The organism is Amycolatopsis sp. NPDC004368 (assembly GCF_053602515.1).
Genome location: NZ_JBSGDT010000025.1, coordinates 1 through 19743 on the forward strand (window position 1 = coordinate 1; position 19743 = coordinate 19743).

The window sequence follows — 19743 nt, forward strand, 5'->3', positions numbered from 1 at the left end:
TTTTGGTGGGCCACCCACTCAATCGCCTGAGGCGAGAGCTTGGTTCGTGGTCCCGGTGGCCGCCCGGTTTCCCTGGCGACTTGGAGAACTTTACATGGCCGAACAGGGCCCGAAACAGGGGGGTCCCTTAACGAGAAAAACGCAGGTCAACCCCCGCGCAACCGCTCCCGAAGGCCTGCGCACGGCCCGGACACCTCGTCCAGCCGCCAGGGAGACCTCCGGAAAACATTGCTCCGACTACATTGCGTCTTATTGCACCGATCCAGAGCTCTGCCTACCGTCGGCCCCATGGCCACCCTCCACACCACCGACGCCGTCATCACTTACGACGACCACCGATTGGCCGAACAGGGCAACCACCCACCCCTGCTCCTCGTCCACGGCCACCCCTTCGACCGCTCCCTCTGGGGCCCCCAAGCCGCACACTTCTCCGCCCAGGGCTTCCGCGTCGTCGTTCCCGATCTCCGCGGCTACGGAAACAGCACCGGCCCCAGCGTGACGACACTCGGCGACTTCACCCGCGACCTCATCGCCCTGGCCGACCACCTCGGCCTCACCACGTTCGTCCTGGGCGGCGTCTCCATGGGCGGGCAGATCGCCATGCAGACCGTCGCCGACCACCCCGACCGCGTCGAGGCGCTCCTGCTCGCCAGCACCTTCCCCACCGCCGAGACCCCCGAAGGCCGGCAGCACAGACGAGCCACCGCCACGAGGATCGAGCGCGAGGGCATGACCGCCCACGCCGACGAGCTCCTCCCCCGCATGCTCTCCGCCCGCACCCGCAGCGAAAACCCGCAGGTCACCACACACGTCCACCGGATGATGCGCACCACCCCACCCGCCGGCGCCGCCGCGGCGCTGCGGGCCCGCGCCGTGCGCCCCGATTACCGCGAAACCCTCGAACAGATCGCGGTGCCCACGCTGGTGACAACCGGCAGCGAAGACGAGTTCACCCCCGTGGCGACCGCAGAAGCCATGCACCGCCTGATCACCCGTTCGACGCTGGCGGTGCTCGAAGGCGTGGGCCACCTGCCTAATCTGGAGACCGAGGCCGAGTTCGACGACGTGTTCGGCCGGTTCCTGCACTCCCTCCGGCCCCGGCCGGACCACCAGGCGGAAGAACGGTGACCCACCCCATGAAAACCGTATTCGTGACCGGCGCGAGTGCCGGGTTCGGAGCCGCGATCACGCGCCGGTTCGTCGCCGAGGGCGCGCGGGTCGTCGCCGCGGCCCGCAGCGCCGAGCGGCTCGCGTCGCTGACCTCGGAGCTCGGCGAGTCCGTGCTGCCTGTGGTCCTCGACGTGCGGGACAAGGACGCGATCGTCGCGGCCGTCGCCGCGCTGCCCGGCGACTGGGGCCGCATCGACGTGCTCGTGAACAACGCCGGCCTCGCCAAGGGCCTCGAACCGGCGCAGGAAGCCCGGCTCGAGGACTGGGACCAGATGATCGAGACCAACGTGACCGGTCTCGTGCACCTCACCCGCGCGGTGCTGCCCGGCATGGTCGAGCGCGGCACCGGCCACGTGATCAACATCGGCTCGATCGCCGGCACCTACCCCTACCCCGGCGGCAACGTCTACGGCGCGACCAAGGCGTTCGTGCACCAGTTCAGCCTCAACCTGCGCAGCGACCTGCGCGGTACGGGCGTGCGCGTGACCAACATCGAGCCCGGCATGGTCGGCGGCACCGAGTTCTCCAACGTCCGGTTCGGCGACGACGACAAGGCAGCCGGTGTCTACGCGGGCACCACCCCGCTCACCGCCGACGACATCGCCGAGTCGGTGTTCTGGGCCGCCGCGCAGCCGCCGCACGTGAACGTGAACGTCATCGAGATCATGCCGGTGGTGCAGAGCTTCTCGGCCCTGAACATCGAACGCGACAGTTAAGGCGCGAACCGATCCAGCCCGAACAGGTCGAACAACGCCTGCTGCGCCATGTCCCGGTCGGTGAGGATGCGGCGGGTGCGCGGGCGCCCGCCCGTGGAGGGATACCGCAGCACCGTCTCGCCGATGCCGCACAGCTGGTCGAGCAGTTCGCCCACCGACAGGTTCATCCCGGCGCGGTCGGCCTCGCGCCGCATGAGGTGGGTGACGGTGGCGGCGAGCACCGAGACCAGCGTGTGCACGGCGACGCGGTGCGGCGTCCACTCCCATCGCGGCTTCGGGCCGAGTGCGGCCGGGCCGGTGAGCCAGCGGAACGTGGACTCGAGGTGGGTCCGCGCGCGGTAGGCGGTGACGATCTCGGCCACCGGCCAGTCGCGGTCGGTCACGAGGATCTGCTTGCCGAAGTACTCGTCGACCAGGCGCGCGACGGCCGCCTCGTCGACGCGGCGCGTGAGCCGCAGCTCGCCGGGGCGGGTGCCGGTGAGCGTCGCCTCCAGGACCCGGCCCACGCGCCGGCCGCGGGTGACGCGGGAGATCTCCGCGTGCACCTGCGTGCGGTCACCTCGGTGGGTGCCGGCGGCCAGGGCCGCGGCGAGGCCGTCGAGCTCGCGGATCGCGGTGCTCAGCTCGTCGGTGAACGCGCGGTACTGCGCGGTGAAGAGGGTGGCCGAGTGCGTGAGGATCACCCGGCGCCGCACGCCGTCGACGGTGGCGCGGGTGTCGATCGCGGTCAGCCCGGCGAAGCGTTCCGGGTCCACGCGCCGGCGGGCCGAGGCGGGCTGGGTGAGCAGCTCCGGGTGGTCGGCCGGCGGCAGTGAGCCGACGAAGCCGCGCCGCGCGCCGAGGTCGAGCTGGCCGGCCTGGCCGGCGTGGAAGAGGAGCGTGACGTCCGTGGCCGGGTAGCGCTCGCCCAGCTCCCCCGCGAGCGCGCCGAACGTCGGCGCCGCTTCCCTGCGGTACACGTGCGAAGCCAGCGGGATCGCGCCGTCGCGCGTGACCACGAGCCCGAGGCCGGCGAGCACGTCCTGGCAGGCCGAGGGTGCCGTGCAGTCGGCGGCGGTGAACACGGCGAACTGGGGAACGTCCACCGCGAGCGCCGACGTGCCGTCGTCGCCGAGCAGGTCGAGCACCGCTTCGGCGACCGCGGTTTCGACGCCCGTGATGCGTTCCGGGGTCAGGCGCTGCAACGCGCGCCAGTGCGCCGCCGTGGCGACGGCGGCCTTGGGCGGGCGCGGGCGGACGAGGTCGCGCGCCGCGCAGCCGGCCCACCACTCTTCGAAACCCACGTCGCCACCCGTGGCCCGGTGCAGCACCGCCAGCGCGACGTGGAAGCCGAGCGTGGTCTTCGCGCGCTGGGGCCCGGCCACGGCGTCGATCCGCCGGATGAGGTCGAGTCGCTGGATCGTGCCCCACACGGCGGCCACGTCACCGAACGTGCGGTGCCGGGCGCCACCCGGTTCGGCGCCGCCCGGCAGCGCGCCGGCGATGTCCTCGGCCGTGCCGAGGTACCGCTGCGTGACCACTCGCGGTGCGCCGTCGACGCGCGCGGACTCGGCCAGGTAGTAGTACACCCTGCCGCCGATGCGCTTGCCGATCACCGATGCCACACTTTAGGTAATACACGCCCGGCGGCTGATCGACAACCTTTCCGCGCCTCTGACCAGCGCGGATGATCGTCACTTCCGAACGGGTGAGCACGTGGCGGACAACGCACTGGCCCACTTCCGCGAGCGGGACCTAGCGTGAGCCGAATGGCACCCGTACCCGAGTTGACCGCCCCCACCCCGTCGGCGATGCGCCGCGCGCTCGCGCGGGCCAGGGACGGGAAGACGCTCGACCTCGCCGAGGCCACCGTGCTGCTGCACGCCCGCGGTGACGACCTCAAGACGCTCTCCGAACACGCCTCCCGCATCCGCGACGCCGGCCTCGAAGCCGCCGGACGTGCGGGCGTGATCACCTACAGCCGCAAGGTTTTCATCCCGTTGACCCGGCTGTGCCGCGACCGGTGCGGGTACTGCACGTTCGTGACGGTGCCCGGGCGGCTGGAGTCGCCGTTCCTCTCGCCCGACGAGGTGCTCGAGATCGCGCGCAAGGGCGCCGAGATGGGCTGCAAGGAAGCGCTGTTCACCCTCGGCGACCGGCCCGAGGACCGCTGGACGGCCGCCCGCGAGTGGCTCGACGCCCACGGTTACGACGACACGCTCTCCTATGTCCGTGCGATGGCGATCCGCGTGCTGGAGGAGACCGGCCTGCTGCCGCACCTGAACCCGGGTGTGCTGAGCTGGCAGGACTTCCAGCGGCTCAAGCCGGTGGCGCCGTCGATGGGCATGATGCTCGAGACCACGGCGACGCGGCTGTGGAGCGAGAAGGGCGGCCCGCACTACGGCTCGCCGGACAAGGATCCCGCCGTCCGGCTGCGGGTGCTCGAAGACGCCGGACGCAGCTCGGTGCCCTTCACGACCGGCGTGCTGATCGGCATCGGCGAGACGCACGAGGAGCGGGCGGACGCGATGTTCGCCATCCGCAAGACCGCGCGCGAGTACGGCGGCATCCAGGAAGTGATCATCCAGAACTTCCGGGCCAAACCCGACACGAAGATGCGTGCGACGCCCGACGCCGACCTCGAGGAGCTCGCGGCGAACATCGCCGTGGCGCGGCTCGTGCTCGGGCCGAAGATGCGCATCCAGGCGCCGCCGAACCTGATCGGCAACCAGTACGACCTGATGATCCGCGCCGGCATCGACGACTGGGGCGGGGTGTCGCCGCTGACGCCGGACCACGTGAACCCCGAGCGCGCGTGGCCGCAGATCGACCAGCTGGCCCGCCAGACGGAGAAGGCCGGCTTCGAGCTGCGTGAGCGGCTGACCATCTACCCCGAATACGTGAACCTCGGCGAACCCTGGCTCGACCCGCGCGTGACCCGGCACGTGGCCGCGCTCGTCGACCCGGCGACGGGGCTGGCGCGGGAAGGCGCGATGCCCGTCGGGATCCCGTGGCAGGAGCCGGACGGCGGCTGGCAGCAGTCGGGCCGCACCGAGCTGCACACGGAGATCGACACGACCGGGCGCACCGACGACCGCCGCGGTGACTTCGACTCCGTGTACGGCGACTGGAAGGAAATCGGCCGCAAGATCAAAACGGGGCCGCAGAAGTTCGACACCGACATCCTGGAGGCCTTGCGCAGCGCGGAAAAGGACCCGGCCGGACTGTCGGACGACGCCGCTCTTGCGTTGCTGCACGCGGACGGGCCGGAGCTCGACGCGTTGGCGCGCATCGCCGACGACCTGCGGCGCGAGACCGTGGGCGACGACATCACGTTCGTGGTCACGCGCAACATCAACTTCACCAACGTCTGTTACACGGGTTGCCGCTTCTGCGCCTTCGCCCAGCGTCGCACGGATGCCGACGCGTACACGCTGTCGCTGGAGCAGGTCGGCGACCGTGTCGACGAGGCGTGGGCCGCGGGCGCGACCGAGATCTGCATGCAGGGCGGCATCCACCCCGATCTGCCGGGCACCGCGTACTTCGACCTCGCGGCCGAGGTCAAGCGGCGGCAGCCGGACATCCACCTGCACTCGTACAGCCCGATGGAGGTCGTGAACGGCGCGTCACGCACGAACCTGTCCCTGCGCGACTGGCTGGTGCGCGCCAAAGAGTCCGGTGTGGACTCCCTGCCGGGCACCGCGGCCGAAATCCTCGACGACGACGTGCGCTGGGTGCTGACGAAGGGCAAGCTGCCGACGTCGGCGTGGATCGACGTGGTGACCACCGCGCACTCGGTGGGGCTGCCGACGACGTCGACGATGATGTACGGGCACGTCGACAACCCCAGCCACTGGGTCGCGCACCTGAAGCTGCTGGCTCGTCTGCAGCGTGAGGGGATGGAACGCAACGGTCGGCGGGGGTTCACGGAGTTCGTGCTGCTGCCGTTCATCCACCAGAGCGCGCCGATCTACCTCGCCGGGCTCGCGCGGCCGGGGACTTCCCTGCGGGAGAACCGGGCGGTGCACGCGCTGGCCCGCCTGCTGCTGCACGGGACGATCGACAACATCCAGAGCTCGTGGGTGAAGCTCGGCGAGGAGGGCAGCCGGGCGGTGCTGCAGGGCGGGGTCAACGACATCGGCGGGACGTTGATGGAGGAGACGATCTCGCGCATGGCGGGTGCGGCCAACGGGTCGTACAAGACGATCAGCGACATGCGCGCGATGGTCGAGCCGCTGGGCCGGCCGCTGCGGCAGCGAACCACCGGGTACGGCACGCCGCCGGCGGAGCGGATCGCGGCGGCGGAGGCGTCGGACGGGGTGGCGACGGCGGTGCGCAAGCCGCTGCTGCCGTTGCTGACCTCCTGAGCTGCTGACTTCCTGGCACGCAACGCCCCGGGCCGGTGGTCCGGGGCGTTGCGTGGTTTCTCAGCCGAGCACGCGACGCAGCCACGGGCGCGGGCGGCGCGGGCCTGAACCGAAAGCGCGGCGTCCGGGGCCGAGCCGTCGAAGCCGTGGTAGGCGCCGGGCCAGACGTGGAGTTCGGTGGGGACGCCGGCTTGCAGCAGGCGGGTCGCGTAGGTGATGACCTCGTCGCGGAAGGTTTCGGCGGTGCCGACGTCCAGGAAGGCCGGCGGGAGGCCCGAAAGGTCTTCCGCGCGGGCCGGGGCGGCGTAGGGCGAGACGTCCGGGCCGCCGCGCGCCTCCCCGAGCAGCGCCGGGCCGCCTCGGTCGCGGCACAGCAGGGCCACCGCGGCCGCGAGACCGCCGCCCGCGCTGGCGCCGCCGACGATCGCGCGCGGCGGGTCGATGCCGAAGTCCCCGGCGTGCGTGAGTGTCCACTTCAGACCGGTATAACAGTCCTCGACCGGCGCCGGGTGCGGGTGTTCCGGGGCCACGCGGTAGTCGACCGACACGAACGCGAGGCCGAGCTCCAGTGCGTAGTCCTTGAGCACCAACAGGTCCCGGCCGCGGTGGCCGCCGAGGATCATGCCGCCGCCGTGCATCCAGTACAGCACTGGCACGTCGCCGGTGACCCCGGTAGGCCGGCCGATGACCAGCGGAACGCCGTCGGCGTCCACTTCGGACAGTTCGACGGTGGCGTCGGCGGTGACCTCGTCGAGCGAGAGCTCCCGGGTGGCCCGCTCTTCACGCAACGCCGGGATCGCCGCCGCGGAGTCGAGCGCCGGGCGCTCGGCGCGCATCCGCTCCAGCACCACTTCCAGCTCGGGGTCGAACGGCAGCGGCGGCCCCACCTGCGGACGGGTCGCGGTCATCTCGGTACCTCCCAGGACGTCGTGGCTCTCCCGATCATCCTGGCCGAAGCACGCCCGGCCGCCCACCACTGACGGCGGCTGTCGAAAATTTGCGTAAGTCAGTCCGACTATTGCGATTTCCTGTCGAGAATTCGTATGATCCAGCTCACACACTGTCCCCACCAGTGCACCCGACCCCGACGAAAGGCGAGTGCTCCCCGTGTCTCCCCTAGGTGTCTTCAGCGCGCCCGGAAAACCCACCCGCAGAAAAATCGCCGCGGCGAGCAGCGCAGTGCTCGCGGCGGCCGGCCTGACCGTCCTCACCGTGGTGGCGGCCCCCGCAAGCCAAGCGGTCGCCGCTCGCGGTGCCACCGTCGGATTCATCGAGCAGGAAGCCGAGAACGCCGCCACCAACGGCACCGTGATCGGACCCGACCGCACGGCGGGCACGCTCGCCGGCGAAGCGTCGGGTCGCAAGGCGGTGACGCTGAACGGCCAGGGCAAGTACGTCGAGTTCACGCTCAGCGCCACCGCCAACTCCCTCGACTTCCGCTACAGCCTCCCCGACAGCGCCCAGGGCACGGGCCTGAACGGCAAGATCTCGGTCTACGTCAACGGCACCCACAACCGAGACCTCGACCTGACCTCGCGCTACGGCTGGTACTACGGCGGCTACCCCTTCAGCAACGACCCCGGCCAGGCCAAGGCCCACCACTTCTACGACGAAGCCCGCACGCTGCTGAGCACCACCTACCCCGCCGGCACCAGGATCAAGCTGCAGGTCGACGCCGGCGACATCACCCCCGCGACCATCGACCTCGCCGAGTTCGAGCAGGTCGCCCCACCCGCCGCCAAACCGGCCAACGCCCTCAGTGTCACCGATTTCGGCGCCACCGCAGGCGACACGAGCGACGACGCCAGTGCGTTCGACGCCGCCGTGGCCGCCGCGAAGAGCCAGGGCAAGCAGGTGTGGATCCCGGCCGGCTCGTTCACGCTCAACCACCACATCACCGTCGACCAGTTGACGATCCGCGGCGCCGGCCCGTGGTACTCCGAGCTGCACGGCGCCCGCGCGGGCATCTTCGGCAAGGGCGAGCCGGCCAGCTGCTCCACCCCCACGTATCCCGGCAACGCGGCGGTGCCCGGCAGCAGCACCGGCGTGGGTCTCTACGACTTCGCGATCATCGGCGAGGTCGACGCCCGCGTGGACTGCGACCAGTCCAACGCCATCGGCGGTGCGCTCGGCGGCGGCTCGGTCGTGCAGAACCTGTGGCTGCAGCACACCAAGGTCGGGCTGTGGCTCGACGGGCCGTTCGACGGGCTCACCGTGCGCGGCAACCGCATCCTCGACCAGACGGCCGACGGGCTCAACCTGCACCAGGGCATCAGCAACACGCTGGTGACCGACAACTTCCTGCGCAACACCGGCGACGACGGCCTCGCGATGTGGGCCGAGCACGACGCCGACCACCACAACACGTTCTCGTTCAACACGGTGCTGCTGCCGATCCTCGCGAACAACATCGCGATCTACGGCGGCCACGACAACACCGTGTCCGACAACGTGGTGGCCGACAACCAGGACCAGGGCGGCGGCATCCACGTCGCCAACCGGTTCAGCGCCGTGCCGCTCTCGGGCACCACCACCCTCACGCGCAACACCGCGATCCGCACCGGCGTGCTCGACTCCAACTGGCAGTTCGGCGTCGGCGCCCTGTGGTTCGACGGGCGCGACTCCGCCATCACCGGCCGCATCGACGTGGCGGACAACGACCTGCTGGACAACAACTACGAAGGCGTGCAGTTCATCGACGGCGCCACCACCGACGTGCACTTCGACGGCCTGCGCATCACGGGCGCGGGCACGTTCGCGTGGCAGCTGCAGTCCAAACCGAGGGGTACGGTCAAGAACGTCGTCGCGACGAACATCGGCCGCGCCGGGGTCTACAACTGCATGGGCCCGGACGCGCTCACCGGGCTGGCCGACCAGGGCGGCAACTCCGGCTGGACCACCACCTTCTGCGGATCCTGGCCGACTCCGGTCTACAACGGCGACAACGGCGGCACGACCGCGCCGCCGACACCGACCACGCCCACTACCCAGCCGCCCACCGGAAACCTGGCCCTGCACAAGGCCATCACGGCCAGCGGCTCCCAGGCTGGGTTCCCGCCGGGCAACGCGGTGGACGGAGACACCGGTAGCTATTGGGAAAGCAGCAACAACACCTTCCCGCAAAGCCTCACCGTCGACCTCGGCAGCGCCCAGGCCCTCGGGCGGCTCGTGCTGAAACTGCCGCCCTCGAACGACTGGGGCGCCCGCACCCAGACGCTCACCGTGCAGGGCAGCACCAACGGCTCGTCGTTCAGCACCCTCAAGACCGAAGCCGGCTACCGATTCGACCCGGCGAGCGGCAACACCGCCACCGTCTCGTTGCCCGCCACGAGCACGCGCTACCTGCGCCTGAGTTTCACCGGCAACACCGGCTGGCCCGCCGGGCAGCTGTCCGAGCTCGAGGCCTACGCGTCCTGATCCGCCCCGGAAAAGACCCCGGAAGAGAAAGGTCGAAGATGTCCCCCACCTCAGCACGACCCAAGGCGGCCTTGCTGGCCGCGGCGCTGGTGTCCTCCGGCCTGACCGTGTTCGCAGTCGGCTCGGCGACGCCAGCCGCGGCGGCGACCTGCCCGGCCACGGCGTCCGGCGGTGCCACCGTCGCGTTCCGGACCGTCGAGGCCGAATGCGCTGCCACCAACGGATCCGCCGTCGGCCCCGACTACACGCAAGCCACGATCGCGTCCGAAGCGTCCGGCCGCCAGGCGGTGAAGCTCGGGCAAGGCCAGTACGTGGAGTTCACGCTGCCGGCCGCGGCCAACTCGATCAACGTCCACTACAACCTGCCCGACGGCAGCTCCGGCCGGATGTCGGTGTACGCCAACGGAACCAAGGTCGCCGGCGGGCTTTCCGTGACGTCCCAGTACACCTACACCGACACGTCCTTCATTCCCGGCGCGAAGACCCACCACTTCTTCGACGACGCCCGCCTGCTGTTCGGCCAGAACGCCGCCGCCGGCGCGAAGGTGAAGGTGCAGCTCGACTCCGGCGACGTCGGGCAGGCCACGATCGACCTCGCCGACTTCGAACAGGTCGGGGCCGCCGGCACCCAGCCCCCCGGCTCGCTGTCGGTGACCGACTACGGCGCCACGGCCAACGACGCGGGCGACGACACGCAAGCTTTCCGCAACGCCTTGCAAGCCGCCCGACAGCAGGGCAAGGAGGTGTGGGTGCCGGGCGGGCGGTTCGAGATCGGGTCCGCGCTGCAGATCGACCAGACCACCGTGCGCGGCGCCGGCCAGTGGTACACCGTGTTGCACGGCAACAACATCTTCAACAACGGCAGTGCGTCGGGCAACATCAAGCTCTACGACTTCGCCGTGTTCGGCTCGGTGTCCGAGCGCAACGACTCCAGCCCGGACAACGCGTTCCACGGCGTGCTGGGCAACGGCTCGGTCGTCTCGGGCCTGTGGATCCAGGACACCAAGTGCGGCCTCTGGCTCATGAACGGCGCGTCGTCGAACCTCACGATCGAGAACAACCGCATCCTCGACACGCAGGCCGACGGCGTGAACTTCGACGGCGCCGTCACGAACTCGACCATCCGCAACAACTACCTGCGCAACAACGGCGACGACGCGCTCGCGCTGTGGTCCAACGGCCAGGCCGACTCCGGCATCACCATCGCGAACAACACCGTGGTGCAGCCGAACCTGGCCAACGGCATCGCGCTCTACGGCGGCTCGAACAACACCGTGAGCGGCAACCTGATCCAGGACACCAACGCCCTCGGCGGCGGGTACCTGGTGGCCAACCGGTTCAACTCGGTGCCGCTCTCGGGCACGGTCACGCTCACGAACAACACCGCGCTGCGGGCCGGGGCACTCGACCCCAACTGGCAGTTCGGCGTCGGCGCGCTGTGGTTCGACGCGCGGGACCAGGCCATCACCGGCGTCACCATCCGCGTCAACGGCTTCACCGCCATCGACAGCCCCTACGAGGCCATCCAGTTCATCGACGGCAACGGTGCGGGCAAGCAGGTCAGCGGGATCACCATCGACGGCGTGACCGTGCGCGGCGCGGGCACGTTCGTGGCGCAGTCGCAGACGCAGGGCACGGTGTCGATCAGCAACCTCACCGCGTCGGGCGTCGGGGTGGTCGGCACGTACAACTGCCCCTACCCGAGCTCGATCCCGAAGATGACGTTCACCGGCTCGGGCAACAGCGGCTTCACCGGCACGTGGAACGACTGCGCGACCTGGCCCGCGCCGAACTCCGGCCCCCCCACAGCCGCCGCAGTCGGGCGCGAACATCGCACGCGGCAAGGCGATCACGGCGAGCGGCTCGCAGGGCGGTTTCCCGCCGGGCAACGCCGTGGACGGCAACGCGAGCAGCTACTGGGAAAGCGCGAACAACGCGTTCCCGCAGTCGCTCACCGTCGACCTCGGCGACGCGGCCGCCATCAACAAGGTGACGCTGAAGCTGCCGCCGGCCAACGACTGGGGCGCGCGCACCCAGACGCTCACCGTGCAGGGCAGCACCGACGGCGGCTCGTGGACGACGCTGGTCTCCTCGCGGGCCTGGAACTTCAGCCCGTCTTCGGGTAACACGGCATCGGCGAGCTTCGCCGCGACGACGCAGCGCTTCGTGCGCGTGACGATCACCGGCAACACCGGCTGGCCGGCCGGACAGGTCTCGGAACTGGAGGTGGCCGCGGCCTGACCGAGCAGGAGGGGCTCCCCGGCCGCCACCGGGGAGCCCCTTCGTCACACCGCAGCCGCTTCGCGCTCCACGACGTCCGCTGTCTTCCGCGCCCGTCGGCCCAGGTAGAGGATCAGCACGGCGCACACCAGCATCGGTCCGGCCAGGGCCAGGAAAATCGCCGCCGGAGACCAGGCGGAGGTCACGGCCGCGCCGACGACCAGGGGACCGAGGATCCCGCCGAGGCGGCCGATGCCCAGGGCCCAGCCGACGCCCGTCGAGCGGATGTTCACCGGGTAGACCACGGCCGCCAGCGCGATCAGGGCCTTCTGCCCGCCGCTGACGCCGCAGCCGACGAGGAACATCGCCGCCAGCAGCACCCACACCGGAGCGTGGAACGCCGGCCCGGTCACCGCGAGGAACACCGCGCCCACCACGAACAACGCGCCCAGCGAGCCGAACGCGCCCAGGCGGTCCATGGCCGGGCCGACCACGAGCGCCACCGCGATGCCGCCGACGGTCGTGAGGCTGGTGGCCGTGACGACGGTGCCGTTGGCGAACCCGAGGTTCGTGAGCATGGTCGGCAGCCAGCTCTGCAGCGCGTAGAACTCGCCGAGGTTCACGGCGAACACCACCCACAGCAGGACCGTGCTCAGCACGCCGCCACCCGCCAGCAGCGCCTTCAGTTTCACGCGACCACCGGCTTCGGCCGCGTCGACCGTCACCGGCTGCGTTCCCGACGGCAGAGCCGGGTCGATGCGGCGGCACAGGGCGTACGCACGGTCCGGGTTCGCGCCCCGGCCCACCAGGAACACGAGCGACTCCGGCAGGAACTTCAGCATCAGCGGGATGATCACCAGCGGTGCCAGTGCCCCCACGAGGAACACCGAACGCCAGCCGGCCGTCGGCACGAGCCAGCCCGACACGATCCCGGCCACGACGAACCCGAGGGAGAAGCCGCAGTAGATCGCCAGCACGAAGCTCGCGCGCACGCGTTTCGGGCTGTACTCGGCGGTGAGCGCGACCGCGCTGGGTGCGGCGGCACCGAGGCCGATGCCGGTGATCAGCCGCAGCACCACGAGCTCGGCCACGCCGCCGACCCACACGGACACCAGGCTCGCCAGCGCGAACAACGCCGTGCCCGCGATCACGAGCCGCCGGTGGCCGAAGCGGTCGGACAGCGGCGAGAGCAGCAGGTAGCCGATCATGAGGCCGACCAGAGCCGAGGAGAAGATCGGGCCGAGCACCGCGACCTTCAGGTTCCAGTCCTTCGCGATGTGCGGGGCGAGGAAGTTGATCGCCTGCGTGTCGAAGCCGTCGAAGAACATCACGAGCCCGCACAGCACCACCGTGCCGTACTGGAACGGGCTGATCTTCCTGCCGTCGACGAACCCGGTCAGGCGCACGCCGGCCGTCACCGCAGACCCGCGAGCAGCTCGGCGACCTCACGCGGGTGCGTCAGCGGCGCCAGGTGCGGGGCGTCGAGCCGCAGCACCTGTTCGGCGCCGGCGGCCATCTTCTCCTGATCCACGGGGAAAATCGCCTCGTCGCGCTCGCACAGCACGTAGGTGACGGGGTGCGTGGGGTCGGGCGCGGACGCGGGCTGGGTGAAGGTGACCGCCGCGTGCGCCCGTCGCCGGCCGTGGGCGCCGGCGAACGCGGTCTCGTCGAGGTCGGCGCCGAGCACCTTGCGGGCCAGCGCGTGGTCGTCGGTCACGTGCAGCGTGCCGTCCTCGCGCGGCACGATCCACTCCTCGGGGTGCGGCGACCGGACTTCGAGCAGGGTTTTGCCGCGGCCCGGCCGGAACGCCGCCAGGAACACGCTGCGCCGCACGCGGGGGTGATCGGCCAGCTCGCCGACGACGATCCCGCCGTAGGAATGGCCGACCAGCACGACGTCGCGCCCAAGACCGTCGATGAGGTCCCGCACGTGGGCGACGTCCGCGGCCAGGTCACTCCGCGCGGATTCGCCACTGGGCAGCTGGTCGACGACGTGCACCTCGTGGCCATGCGCCCGCAGCGCCTCGGCTGCTTCCCGCCAGCTCCAGCCGGCGTACCAAGCGCCGTGGACGAGCACGAAGTCCATGGGATTCTCCTTTGAATCGTGGTGGGGAAAGGAAAACGCGGTCAGGCGGGAATACGCGGTTCGGCGGCGGCCACGAACGAGTCGGCCAGAAAGCTCTCGGTCGGCAGGCCGGCTCGGGCGGTGAGCAGGTCGTGGGCGGCGGTGGTCATCGCTTCGCTGCCGCAGGCGTACGTGCGGTGCGCGGCCAGCTCGGGGTGGTCGGCCAGGGCGGCGTGCTGCACGTGGCCGGTGGCACCGGACCAGCCCTTGTGCGGCCGGGAAAGCACGGGCGTGTAGGAGAACCAGCTCTGCCGGGCCGCCCACTTCCGCGGCAGCTCGGCGAAGTAGAGGTCCTCTTCCGTGCGCGCACCCCAGTACAGGTGCACGGGCCGGGTGCTGCGGCGTGCGATGAGGTCGAGCACGATCGACTGGATCGGCGCGAACCCCGTGCCGGTGGCGAGCAGCAGAATCGGGCTCTCACCCTCGTCGAGCACGAACTCGCCGAACGGCGTCTCGACGTCGAGCGTGTCACCGGGTTGCAACGCGCCGACGAGGTGCTCGGAGAACCGCCCGCCCGGTTCGGTGCGGACGTGCAGTTGCACCGCGTCGTTGTGGTGCGGCGGGTTGGCCAGCGAGTACGGCCGTGGTTCGTCGCCGGGCAGCTGCACCTCGAGGAACTGCCCGGCCCGGAACGGCGCGCGCCGCCCGATCGGGAACCGCAGGTCGAGCACGGTCACGCGGGGCGCGGGCCGGCGGATGCGGTGCACCACCGTGGTGAGCTTCTTGCGCCGCGGCGGCTCACCGCGTTCGATGCGGCGCGGCCGGACCACGACCGGGCCCCGGGGCTCGGCCCGGCACAGCAGCACGCCGTCGGCCGGGCCAGTGAGCTCGCCGCGGCCGCGCACCAGCACCGAACCCGCGACCAGCGAACCCGTGCACGAGGTGCACACGCCCTTGCGGCACGAGTACGGGATCGCCCAGCCCGCGTTCTCGGCGGCTTCGAGCACGGTCTGCCCGTCGGTGCAGGGGATTTCGACGTCCGTGTCGGCCACGGTGATCATGCGGTGGTCTCCTTCGTTCGTCCGAACCGGCCCAGCGCGCGGACCACGGCCGTCGGGTCGGCCATGCCGCGCCCGGCGATGTCGAACGCCGTGCCGTGGCCGACGCTGCAGAACGGCACACCGGCGCCCACGGTCAGCGCCGTCGCGGTGCGGCCGGCGAGCAGCTTGACCGGGATGTGGCCCTGGTCGTGGTAGTGCGCGACGAACCCGTCGTGGCCAGGGGTGGTGAGCAGCACGTCGGCGCCGACCGGACCGGTGACGTCGATGCCTTGCGCGGCAAGGGTTGCCACGGCCGGGGCGGTGACGTGCTCGTCGTCGGTGCCGAACAGGCCGCCCTCCCCCGCGTGGGGGTTGACGCCGAACACGCCGATGCGCGGGGCGCCGATGCCGAATGTCCGCAGCGCCGCGCACAACGCCAGCCCGGCCGCGGTGACCAGCTCGGGCGTGAGCCGATCGAGAGCGCCGGCGAGGCGTTCGTGCAGGGTCGTGTGCACGATGTTGAGGCCACCGCCGGAAAGCAGCAGGAACACGCGGTCCTCGGGCACGCCGGTGAGCTGCGCGATCAGCGGCGGGTAACCGCGGAACGCGATGCCGGCGGCGTGCACGGCCGTTTCCGAATGCGGGCACGCGACCACCGCCCGGTAGCCGCCGTCGAGGGCGAGGGTGACGGCGGTTTTGACGTACTCGATGGTCGCCGCGCCCGCCTCCGCGCTGAGCAGGCCGGGACGGAACTCGCCGGGTGGCAGGTGGCGTGCGTCCACGAGGTCGAGCACGCCGGGCTCGGCCGCGGCACCGGGCACGTGTTCCCGCAAGCGGAAACCCCGGGCAGCGGCCAGGTCCGCGAGCACGTGGTGGTCGCCGACCAGCACCGGCGGGTCGTCGGCACCGGCGGCCGCCGCGACCGCGATCTCGGGCCCGATGCCGTTCGGGTCGCCGATGGCCAGCAGCACGCGGTTCACAGCGGCAGCGCCAGGAGGGTGTCGATCTCCTTGCTGTCGCACACGACCACCCGTTCCCGCAGCAGCGCCCGATCGCCGTCCACGCGGTAGCGGTCGACATAACGACCGCTGGCGAACAGGTCGGTCGGGCCGCCGCCGGTCACGCGCAGCACGAAAAACGGGGTCTCACTCTCGACGTCACCACCGGACTCCGTGAGGATCGCGGGCTGGCCGAGCATGTGGCGGTACACGTGCGGCTCGTAGATGTTGGCTTCCTTCAGCGCCGACACGCGGTCGTGGAGCATGCCGCGGGTGTCGGCCCAGATCAGGCCGGCGGGCAGGCCGCGGGCGTAGTTGTCGGCCGTGGTCACGCGGTAGTGGCAGTCCTCGGTGAAGAACGTGGGCCAGTCTTCGAGCGGCCCGTCGTCGATGCAGCGGGCGTAGTGCGCCTGGGCGCGGGCAATGGCGACCTGGTTGTCCATCACGCACGCACCACCCGGGTGCGCTCGTGCTCGCCGATCTCCTTGAGCGGTGCCTCGTCGTCGGGGACGAAACCCATGGAGTCGCGGTAGGCCAGCCAGAACCCGCGCACCGAAGCTTCCGTCACGCGGCTTTCGCTCGACTCGGCGGTGTCGCCGCCCATCTGCAGCGTCGCGTACTCGTCGGACGCTCCGGCGATGCCGCGCTGCACGAAGCCGCCGATGCCCCCGTCCTCCATGGACACGTAACCGGCGGGACCGACCAGATTGGACTGTTTCATCCGGACCAGCCGTTGCTCTTCGGTGTCGGACTCGAAGCCGAGGTAGGTCCAGTTCAGCAGCGTGTCGTCGGTGGCCCGCGGGAGGATCTGGCGCACGGCCACGGAGTTCTGGATCTGCTGCAGCACGAATCCCGGGTAGACGGACAGGATCTGCAGCGTCACGTCGTCGCCGACCTCGCTGAAGCCCTGCAGCAGCGACGGGTCGGCCAGGCGGTACTCGGACTCGGAGCGGATGTTCTGGTCGCGGTACTCGGTGGTCTCGGTGGCGGTGCGGTCGATCGCCGAGTAGCTCACGTGGTGGCCGCCCGACTCGTCGACGATGATCGCGCCCTTCTGCGAGAGCCGGTTGATGCCGAACGTGGTGAAGAACAAGTGCAGGATGCTGGCGTGGTAGGAGTCGCGGACGTTCTCCGCGTACAGCTTCCAGTTGTTCGGCAGCCGCTGCGCGAACCGGCCCAGCACCACGGGCTTGCGGCCGCCGAGCACGCGGTCGATGCGGTCGAGGATCTCCTCGCCGAGGTACTCCTCGATGTCGGGCAGGTCGTTGGACAGCGTGCCGAACACCAGCCCGTGGACCACGGCGATGCGCAGCTTGCGCGGCCCGTGGTCGGCGAGGCAGAAGTCCTTCGGCATCCCGCCCTTGCCGCCCACGCCCTCGGCGAAGGCGACGGCCGTGAGATCGCCCTGCAGGTTGTAGGTCCAGGCGTGGTAGACGCAGGTGAAGTCGCGAGCCTTGCCGTGGTCGGCCATCGCGATCAGCGCACCGCGGTGGGCGCAGCGGTTTTCGAACGCGTACACCTCGCCGTCGACGTCGCGCGTGACCAGCACGGGCTGCTCGCCGATGAAGGTCGCGCAGAACTCGCCGGGCTCGGCCAGTTCGGCCTCGAGGCACAGGTAGCTCCAGTGCGGGCCGTGGAAGATCCGGTCCTGCTCGGCGCGGTACACCGCCTCGTCCTGGAACACCCAGTACGGCACCCGGGTCAGCGACCGCGGCCAGCGGCGATCCGGTGCGCGGCCGGCAGTCGTCCCCGTGAGGCGATCCATCGTCGTTCCTCCCTCGCCGGGTGCCGCTCGACAGCTCGCGGCACTCCTGGTACTGTTCGATTAACGAACGCAGTTTCACTTTCCGAACACATTGAAGGCAGGCGGGCGCCTGTCGTCAAGACCCATACCTGTGAACTCCGTCGGGGAGAGCCATGCCCGCAGCCGAAGGAATGGCCGGTCTGGCCAAAGGTCTGGCGATCCTCGAGCTCTTCGGCGAGGCCACGCCTAAGCTCGCGATCAGCGACGCCGCGCGCCTCACCGGGCTCAACCGCGCCGTCGCGCGCCGCTGCCTGCTCACGCTCGTCGACCTGGGCTACCTGACCCACGACGGCAAGCACTTCCTGCCCACGCCTCGCCTCCTGCGCCTGGGCGACGCCTACGTCGAGTCCACGGCGCTGCCCCAGCTCGCGCAGCCGCACCTGGCCGCGGTCCGCGAGCACGTGCAGGAATCGGCTTCGCTGGCCGTGCTGCAGAACGATGAAGTGCTGTTCATCGCCCGCAGCGAGGTCAAGCGCATCGTGAACACCGGCGTGCGCATCGGGGCGAGCGTGCCCGCCTACACCTCGGCGACCGGGCACGTGCTCCTGTCCGCACTGTCCACGGAGGACTTCGCGGGGTACCTCGAGCGCTGCGAACCCCGCGCCAGAACCCCGAAAACCCCCATCACCCCCGCCGACATCCGCCGGCGCGTGGACCTCGCGCGTGAGGAGGGCGCGGCGTTCACGGACGAGGAGCTGGAGTTCGGGCTGCGCTCGCTCGCCGTGCCCGTGCTCGACTCGCGCGGCCACACCGTCGCCGCGATGTCGGTGAGCGCGACGGCCGGGCGGATCTCGATGGCGCAGTTGCGGGACGAGTTCCTGCCGGTGCTGCGAGAGCAGGCGGAGCAGTTGGGCCGCAAGCTCTGACCTCGGAGCGTGTCCTTTGCTTCGCGCCCTGAAGTCGAGATTTTGCGGTCCGTTGCAGTAAAGTTTCAGCCATGACGCGTCGACTTGCCGAAGTGGCCCGACAGGTAGGGGTCAGCGAAGCCACGGTCAGCCGGGTGCTCAACGGCCGGCCCGGGGTTTCCGCGAGCACCCGGGCCGCCGTTCTCACCGCGCTGGACGTGATGGGCTACGAACGCCCCACCCAGCTGCGCGGGGAGCGGGCCCGCTTGGTGGGGCTCGTGCTGCCCGAGCTGCAGAACCCGATTTTCCCCGCGCTCGCCGAGATCATGGGCAACGCGCTGGCGCAGCAGGGCTTCACGCCCGTGCTGTGCACGCGCACCGCCGGCGGGGTGTCCGAAGCCGAGTACGTGGAGCTGCTCCTGCAGCAGCAGGTGTCGGGCGTGGTGTTCGCCGGCGGGCTGTTCGCGCAGGCCGACGCCGTGCACACGCACTACCACCACCTCGCGGAACGCAAGCTGCCGACGGTGCTGATCAACGCCGCGGTCGAGCACCTCGGGCTGCCGCAGGTCTCGTGCGACGACGCGGTGGCCGTGGAGCAGGCCGTGGGGCACCTCAGCTCACTCGGGCACGAGAAGATCGGCCTGGTCCTGGGCCCGGCCGACCACGTGCCGTCGCAGCGCAAGCTCGCGGCGTTCCGCTCATACGCGGCCAAGCTCGGCCTGCCGGTGCTCGACGAGCTGGTGGAGCACGGCATGTTCTCCATCGAGGGCGGGCACGCCGCGGCCGCGCGCCTCTACCCGCGCGGGGCCACCGCCGTGTTGTGCGCGAGCGACCTGCTGGCGCTGGGCGCGATCCGCGCCGCCCGCCGGCAGGGCCTCGACGTGCCCGGAGACATCTCCGTGGTCGGCTACGACGACTCCGCGCTCATGAACTGCACCGACCCGCCCCTCACGACCACGCGCCAGCCGATCGAGGCGATGGGCCGCGCGGTGGTCGAGCTGCTCGTGAAGCGGATCAACGGCGGCGAGGTCGCGGCCGAGGAACTGCTCTTCGCCCCCGAGCTCGTGGTGAGGGGGTCGACCGCGCGGCACCAGGGGTGATCACCTTCTGTTCGTAACTTGC

The 19743-nt window shown here is 70.8% G+C and carries 14 protein-coding genes and 2 pseudogenes; 8 read left to right on the forward strand and 8 right to left on the reverse strand.

Features of this window, described 5'->3' with window-relative positions:
• Positions 1-288: 288 nt before the first annotated feature.
• A complete protein-coding gene (locus ACWEOE_RS29015) occupies positions 289-1128 on the forward strand; it encodes an alpha/beta fold hydrolase (RefSeq protein WP_452014632.1) in 840 nt (279 codons plus the stop codon).
• A gap of 8 nt (positions 1129-1136) precedes the next feature.
• A complete protein-coding gene (locus ACWEOE_RS29020; protein ID WP_452014634.1) occupies positions 1137-1886 on the forward strand; it encodes an SDR family NAD(P)-dependent oxidoreductase in 750 nt (249 codons plus the stop codon).
• Here the strand turns inward: ACWEOE_RS29020 and ACWEOE_RS29025 are convergent.
• Positions 1883-3490: an IS1634 family transposase gene (locus ACWEOE_RS29025; protein ID WP_452014636.1), complete on the reverse strand. Its 1608-nt coding sequence runs from the start codon at positions 3488-3490 to the stop codon at positions 1883-1885. The two genes, ACWEOE_RS29020 and ACWEOE_RS29025, sit on opposite strands and share 4 nt — an antisense overlap.
• 186 nt (positions 3491-3676) lie before the next feature.
• On the opposite strand from ACWEOE_RS29025, the gene ACWEOE_RS29030 reads away from it, so the two are divergent.
• A complete protein-coding gene (locus ACWEOE_RS29030) occupies positions 3677-6232 on the forward strand; it encodes a bifunctional FO biosynthesis protein CofGH (protein ID WP_452014818.1) in 2556 nt (851 codons plus the stop codon).
• Between the two features lie 60 nt (positions 6233-6292).
• On the opposite strand, the pseudogene ACWEOE_RS29035 reads toward ACWEOE_RS29030, so the two are convergent.
• Positions 6293-7140 (reverse strand): annotated as a pseudogene (locus ACWEOE_RS29035) (alpha/beta hydrolase).
• A 199-nt stretch (positions 7141-7339) separates the two neighbouring features.
• Here ACWEOE_RS29035 and ACWEOE_RS29040 point away from each other — a divergent pair.
• The 3 genes and pseudogenes from ACWEOE_RS29040 to ACWEOE_RS29050 all read left to right on the forward strand — a co-directional run bounded on the left by ACWEOE_RS29040 (position 7340) and on the right by ACWEOE_RS29050 (position 11890).
• On the forward strand, positions 7340-9649 hold the full coding sequence (locus ACWEOE_RS29040; RefSeq protein WP_452014638.1) for a discoidin domain-containing protein: 2310 nt from the start codon (positions 7340-7342) through the stop codon (positions 9647-9649).
• 38 nt (positions 9650-9687) lie between these two features.
• Positions 9688-10905, forward strand: a pseudogene (locus ACWEOE_RS29045) (glycosyl hydrolase family 28-related protein); the annotation flags it as partial.
• A 637-nt stretch (positions 10906-11542) separates the two neighbouring features.
• Positions 11543-11890 carry a discoidin domain-containing protein gene (locus ACWEOE_RS29050; RefSeq protein ID WP_452014640.1) on the forward strand — a complete coding sequence of 116 codons (348 nt, stop codon included), beginning with the start codon at positions 11543-11545 and terminating at the stop codon, positions 11888-11890.
• A gap of 44 nt (positions 11891-11934) precedes the next feature.
• On the opposite strand, the gene ACWEOE_RS29055 is transcribed toward ACWEOE_RS29050, so the two are convergent.
• The 6 genes from ACWEOE_RS29055 to ACWEOE_RS29080 are packed head-to-tail and all read right to left on the reverse strand — an operon-like array spanning position 11935 to position 17737.
• Complete coding sequence (locus ACWEOE_RS29055; RefSeq protein ID WP_452014642.1) at positions 11935-13275, reverse strand: MFS transporter; 1341 nt, start codon at positions 13273-13275, stop codon at positions 11935-11937.
• 8 nt (positions 13276-13283) lie between these two features.
• The gene (locus ACWEOE_RS29060) at positions 13284-13955 is read right to left on the reverse strand and encodes an alpha/beta fold hydrolase (protein ID WP_452014644.1); all 672 of its coding nucleotides are present in this window, start codon (positions 13953-13955) and stop codon (positions 13284-13286) included.
• A 41-nt stretch (positions 13956-13996) separates the two neighbouring features.
• Complete coding sequence (locus ACWEOE_RS29065) at positions 13997-14995, reverse strand: 2Fe-2S iron-sulfur cluster-binding protein (protein ID WP_452014646.1); 999 nt, start codon at positions 14993-14995, stop codon at positions 13997-13999.
• The gene (locus ACWEOE_RS29070) at positions 14992-15954 is read right to left on the reverse strand and encodes a PdxA family dehydrogenase (RefSeq protein WP_452014648.1); all 963 of its coding nucleotides are present in this window, start codon (positions 15952-15954) and stop codon (positions 14992-14994) included. The genes ACWEOE_RS29065 and ACWEOE_RS29070 overlap by 4 nt, the downstream gene beginning before the upstream one ends.
• On the reverse strand, positions 15951-16415 hold the full coding sequence (locus tag ACWEOE_RS29075) for an aromatic-ring-hydroxylating dioxygenase subunit beta (RefSeq protein WP_452014650.1): 465 nt from the start codon (positions 16413-16415) through the stop codon (positions 15951-15953). Before ACWEOE_RS29075 ends, ACWEOE_RS29070 begins: the two co-directional genes overlap by 4 nt.
• Complete coding sequence (locus ACWEOE_RS29080; protein WP_452014652.1) at positions 16415-17737, reverse strand: Rieske 2Fe-2S domain-containing protein; 1323 nt, start codon at positions 17735-17737, stop codon at positions 16415-16417. The genes ACWEOE_RS29075 and ACWEOE_RS29080 overlap by 1 nt, the downstream gene beginning before the upstream one ends.
• A gap of 152 nt (positions 17738-17889) precedes the next feature.
• Here ACWEOE_RS29080 and ACWEOE_RS29085 point away from each other — a divergent pair, with 152 nt between their 5' ends.
• Both ACWEOE_RS29085 and ACWEOE_RS29090 read left to right on the forward strand, forming a co-directional pair.
• Positions 17890-18642 (forward strand): IclR family transcriptional regulator domain-containing protein, encoded by a 753-nt coding sequence (locus tag ACWEOE_RS29085; RefSeq protein ID WP_452014654.1) that lies wholly within the window; start codon positions 17890-17892, stop codon positions 18640-18642.
• A 71-nt stretch (positions 18643-18713) separates the two neighbouring features.
• Positions 18714-19721 (forward strand): LacI family DNA-binding transcriptional regulator, encoded by a 1008-nt coding sequence (locus ACWEOE_RS29090; protein ID WP_452014656.1) that lies wholly within the window; start codon positions 18714-18716, stop codon positions 19719-19721.
• Positions 19722-19743 lie beyond the last annotated feature (22 nt).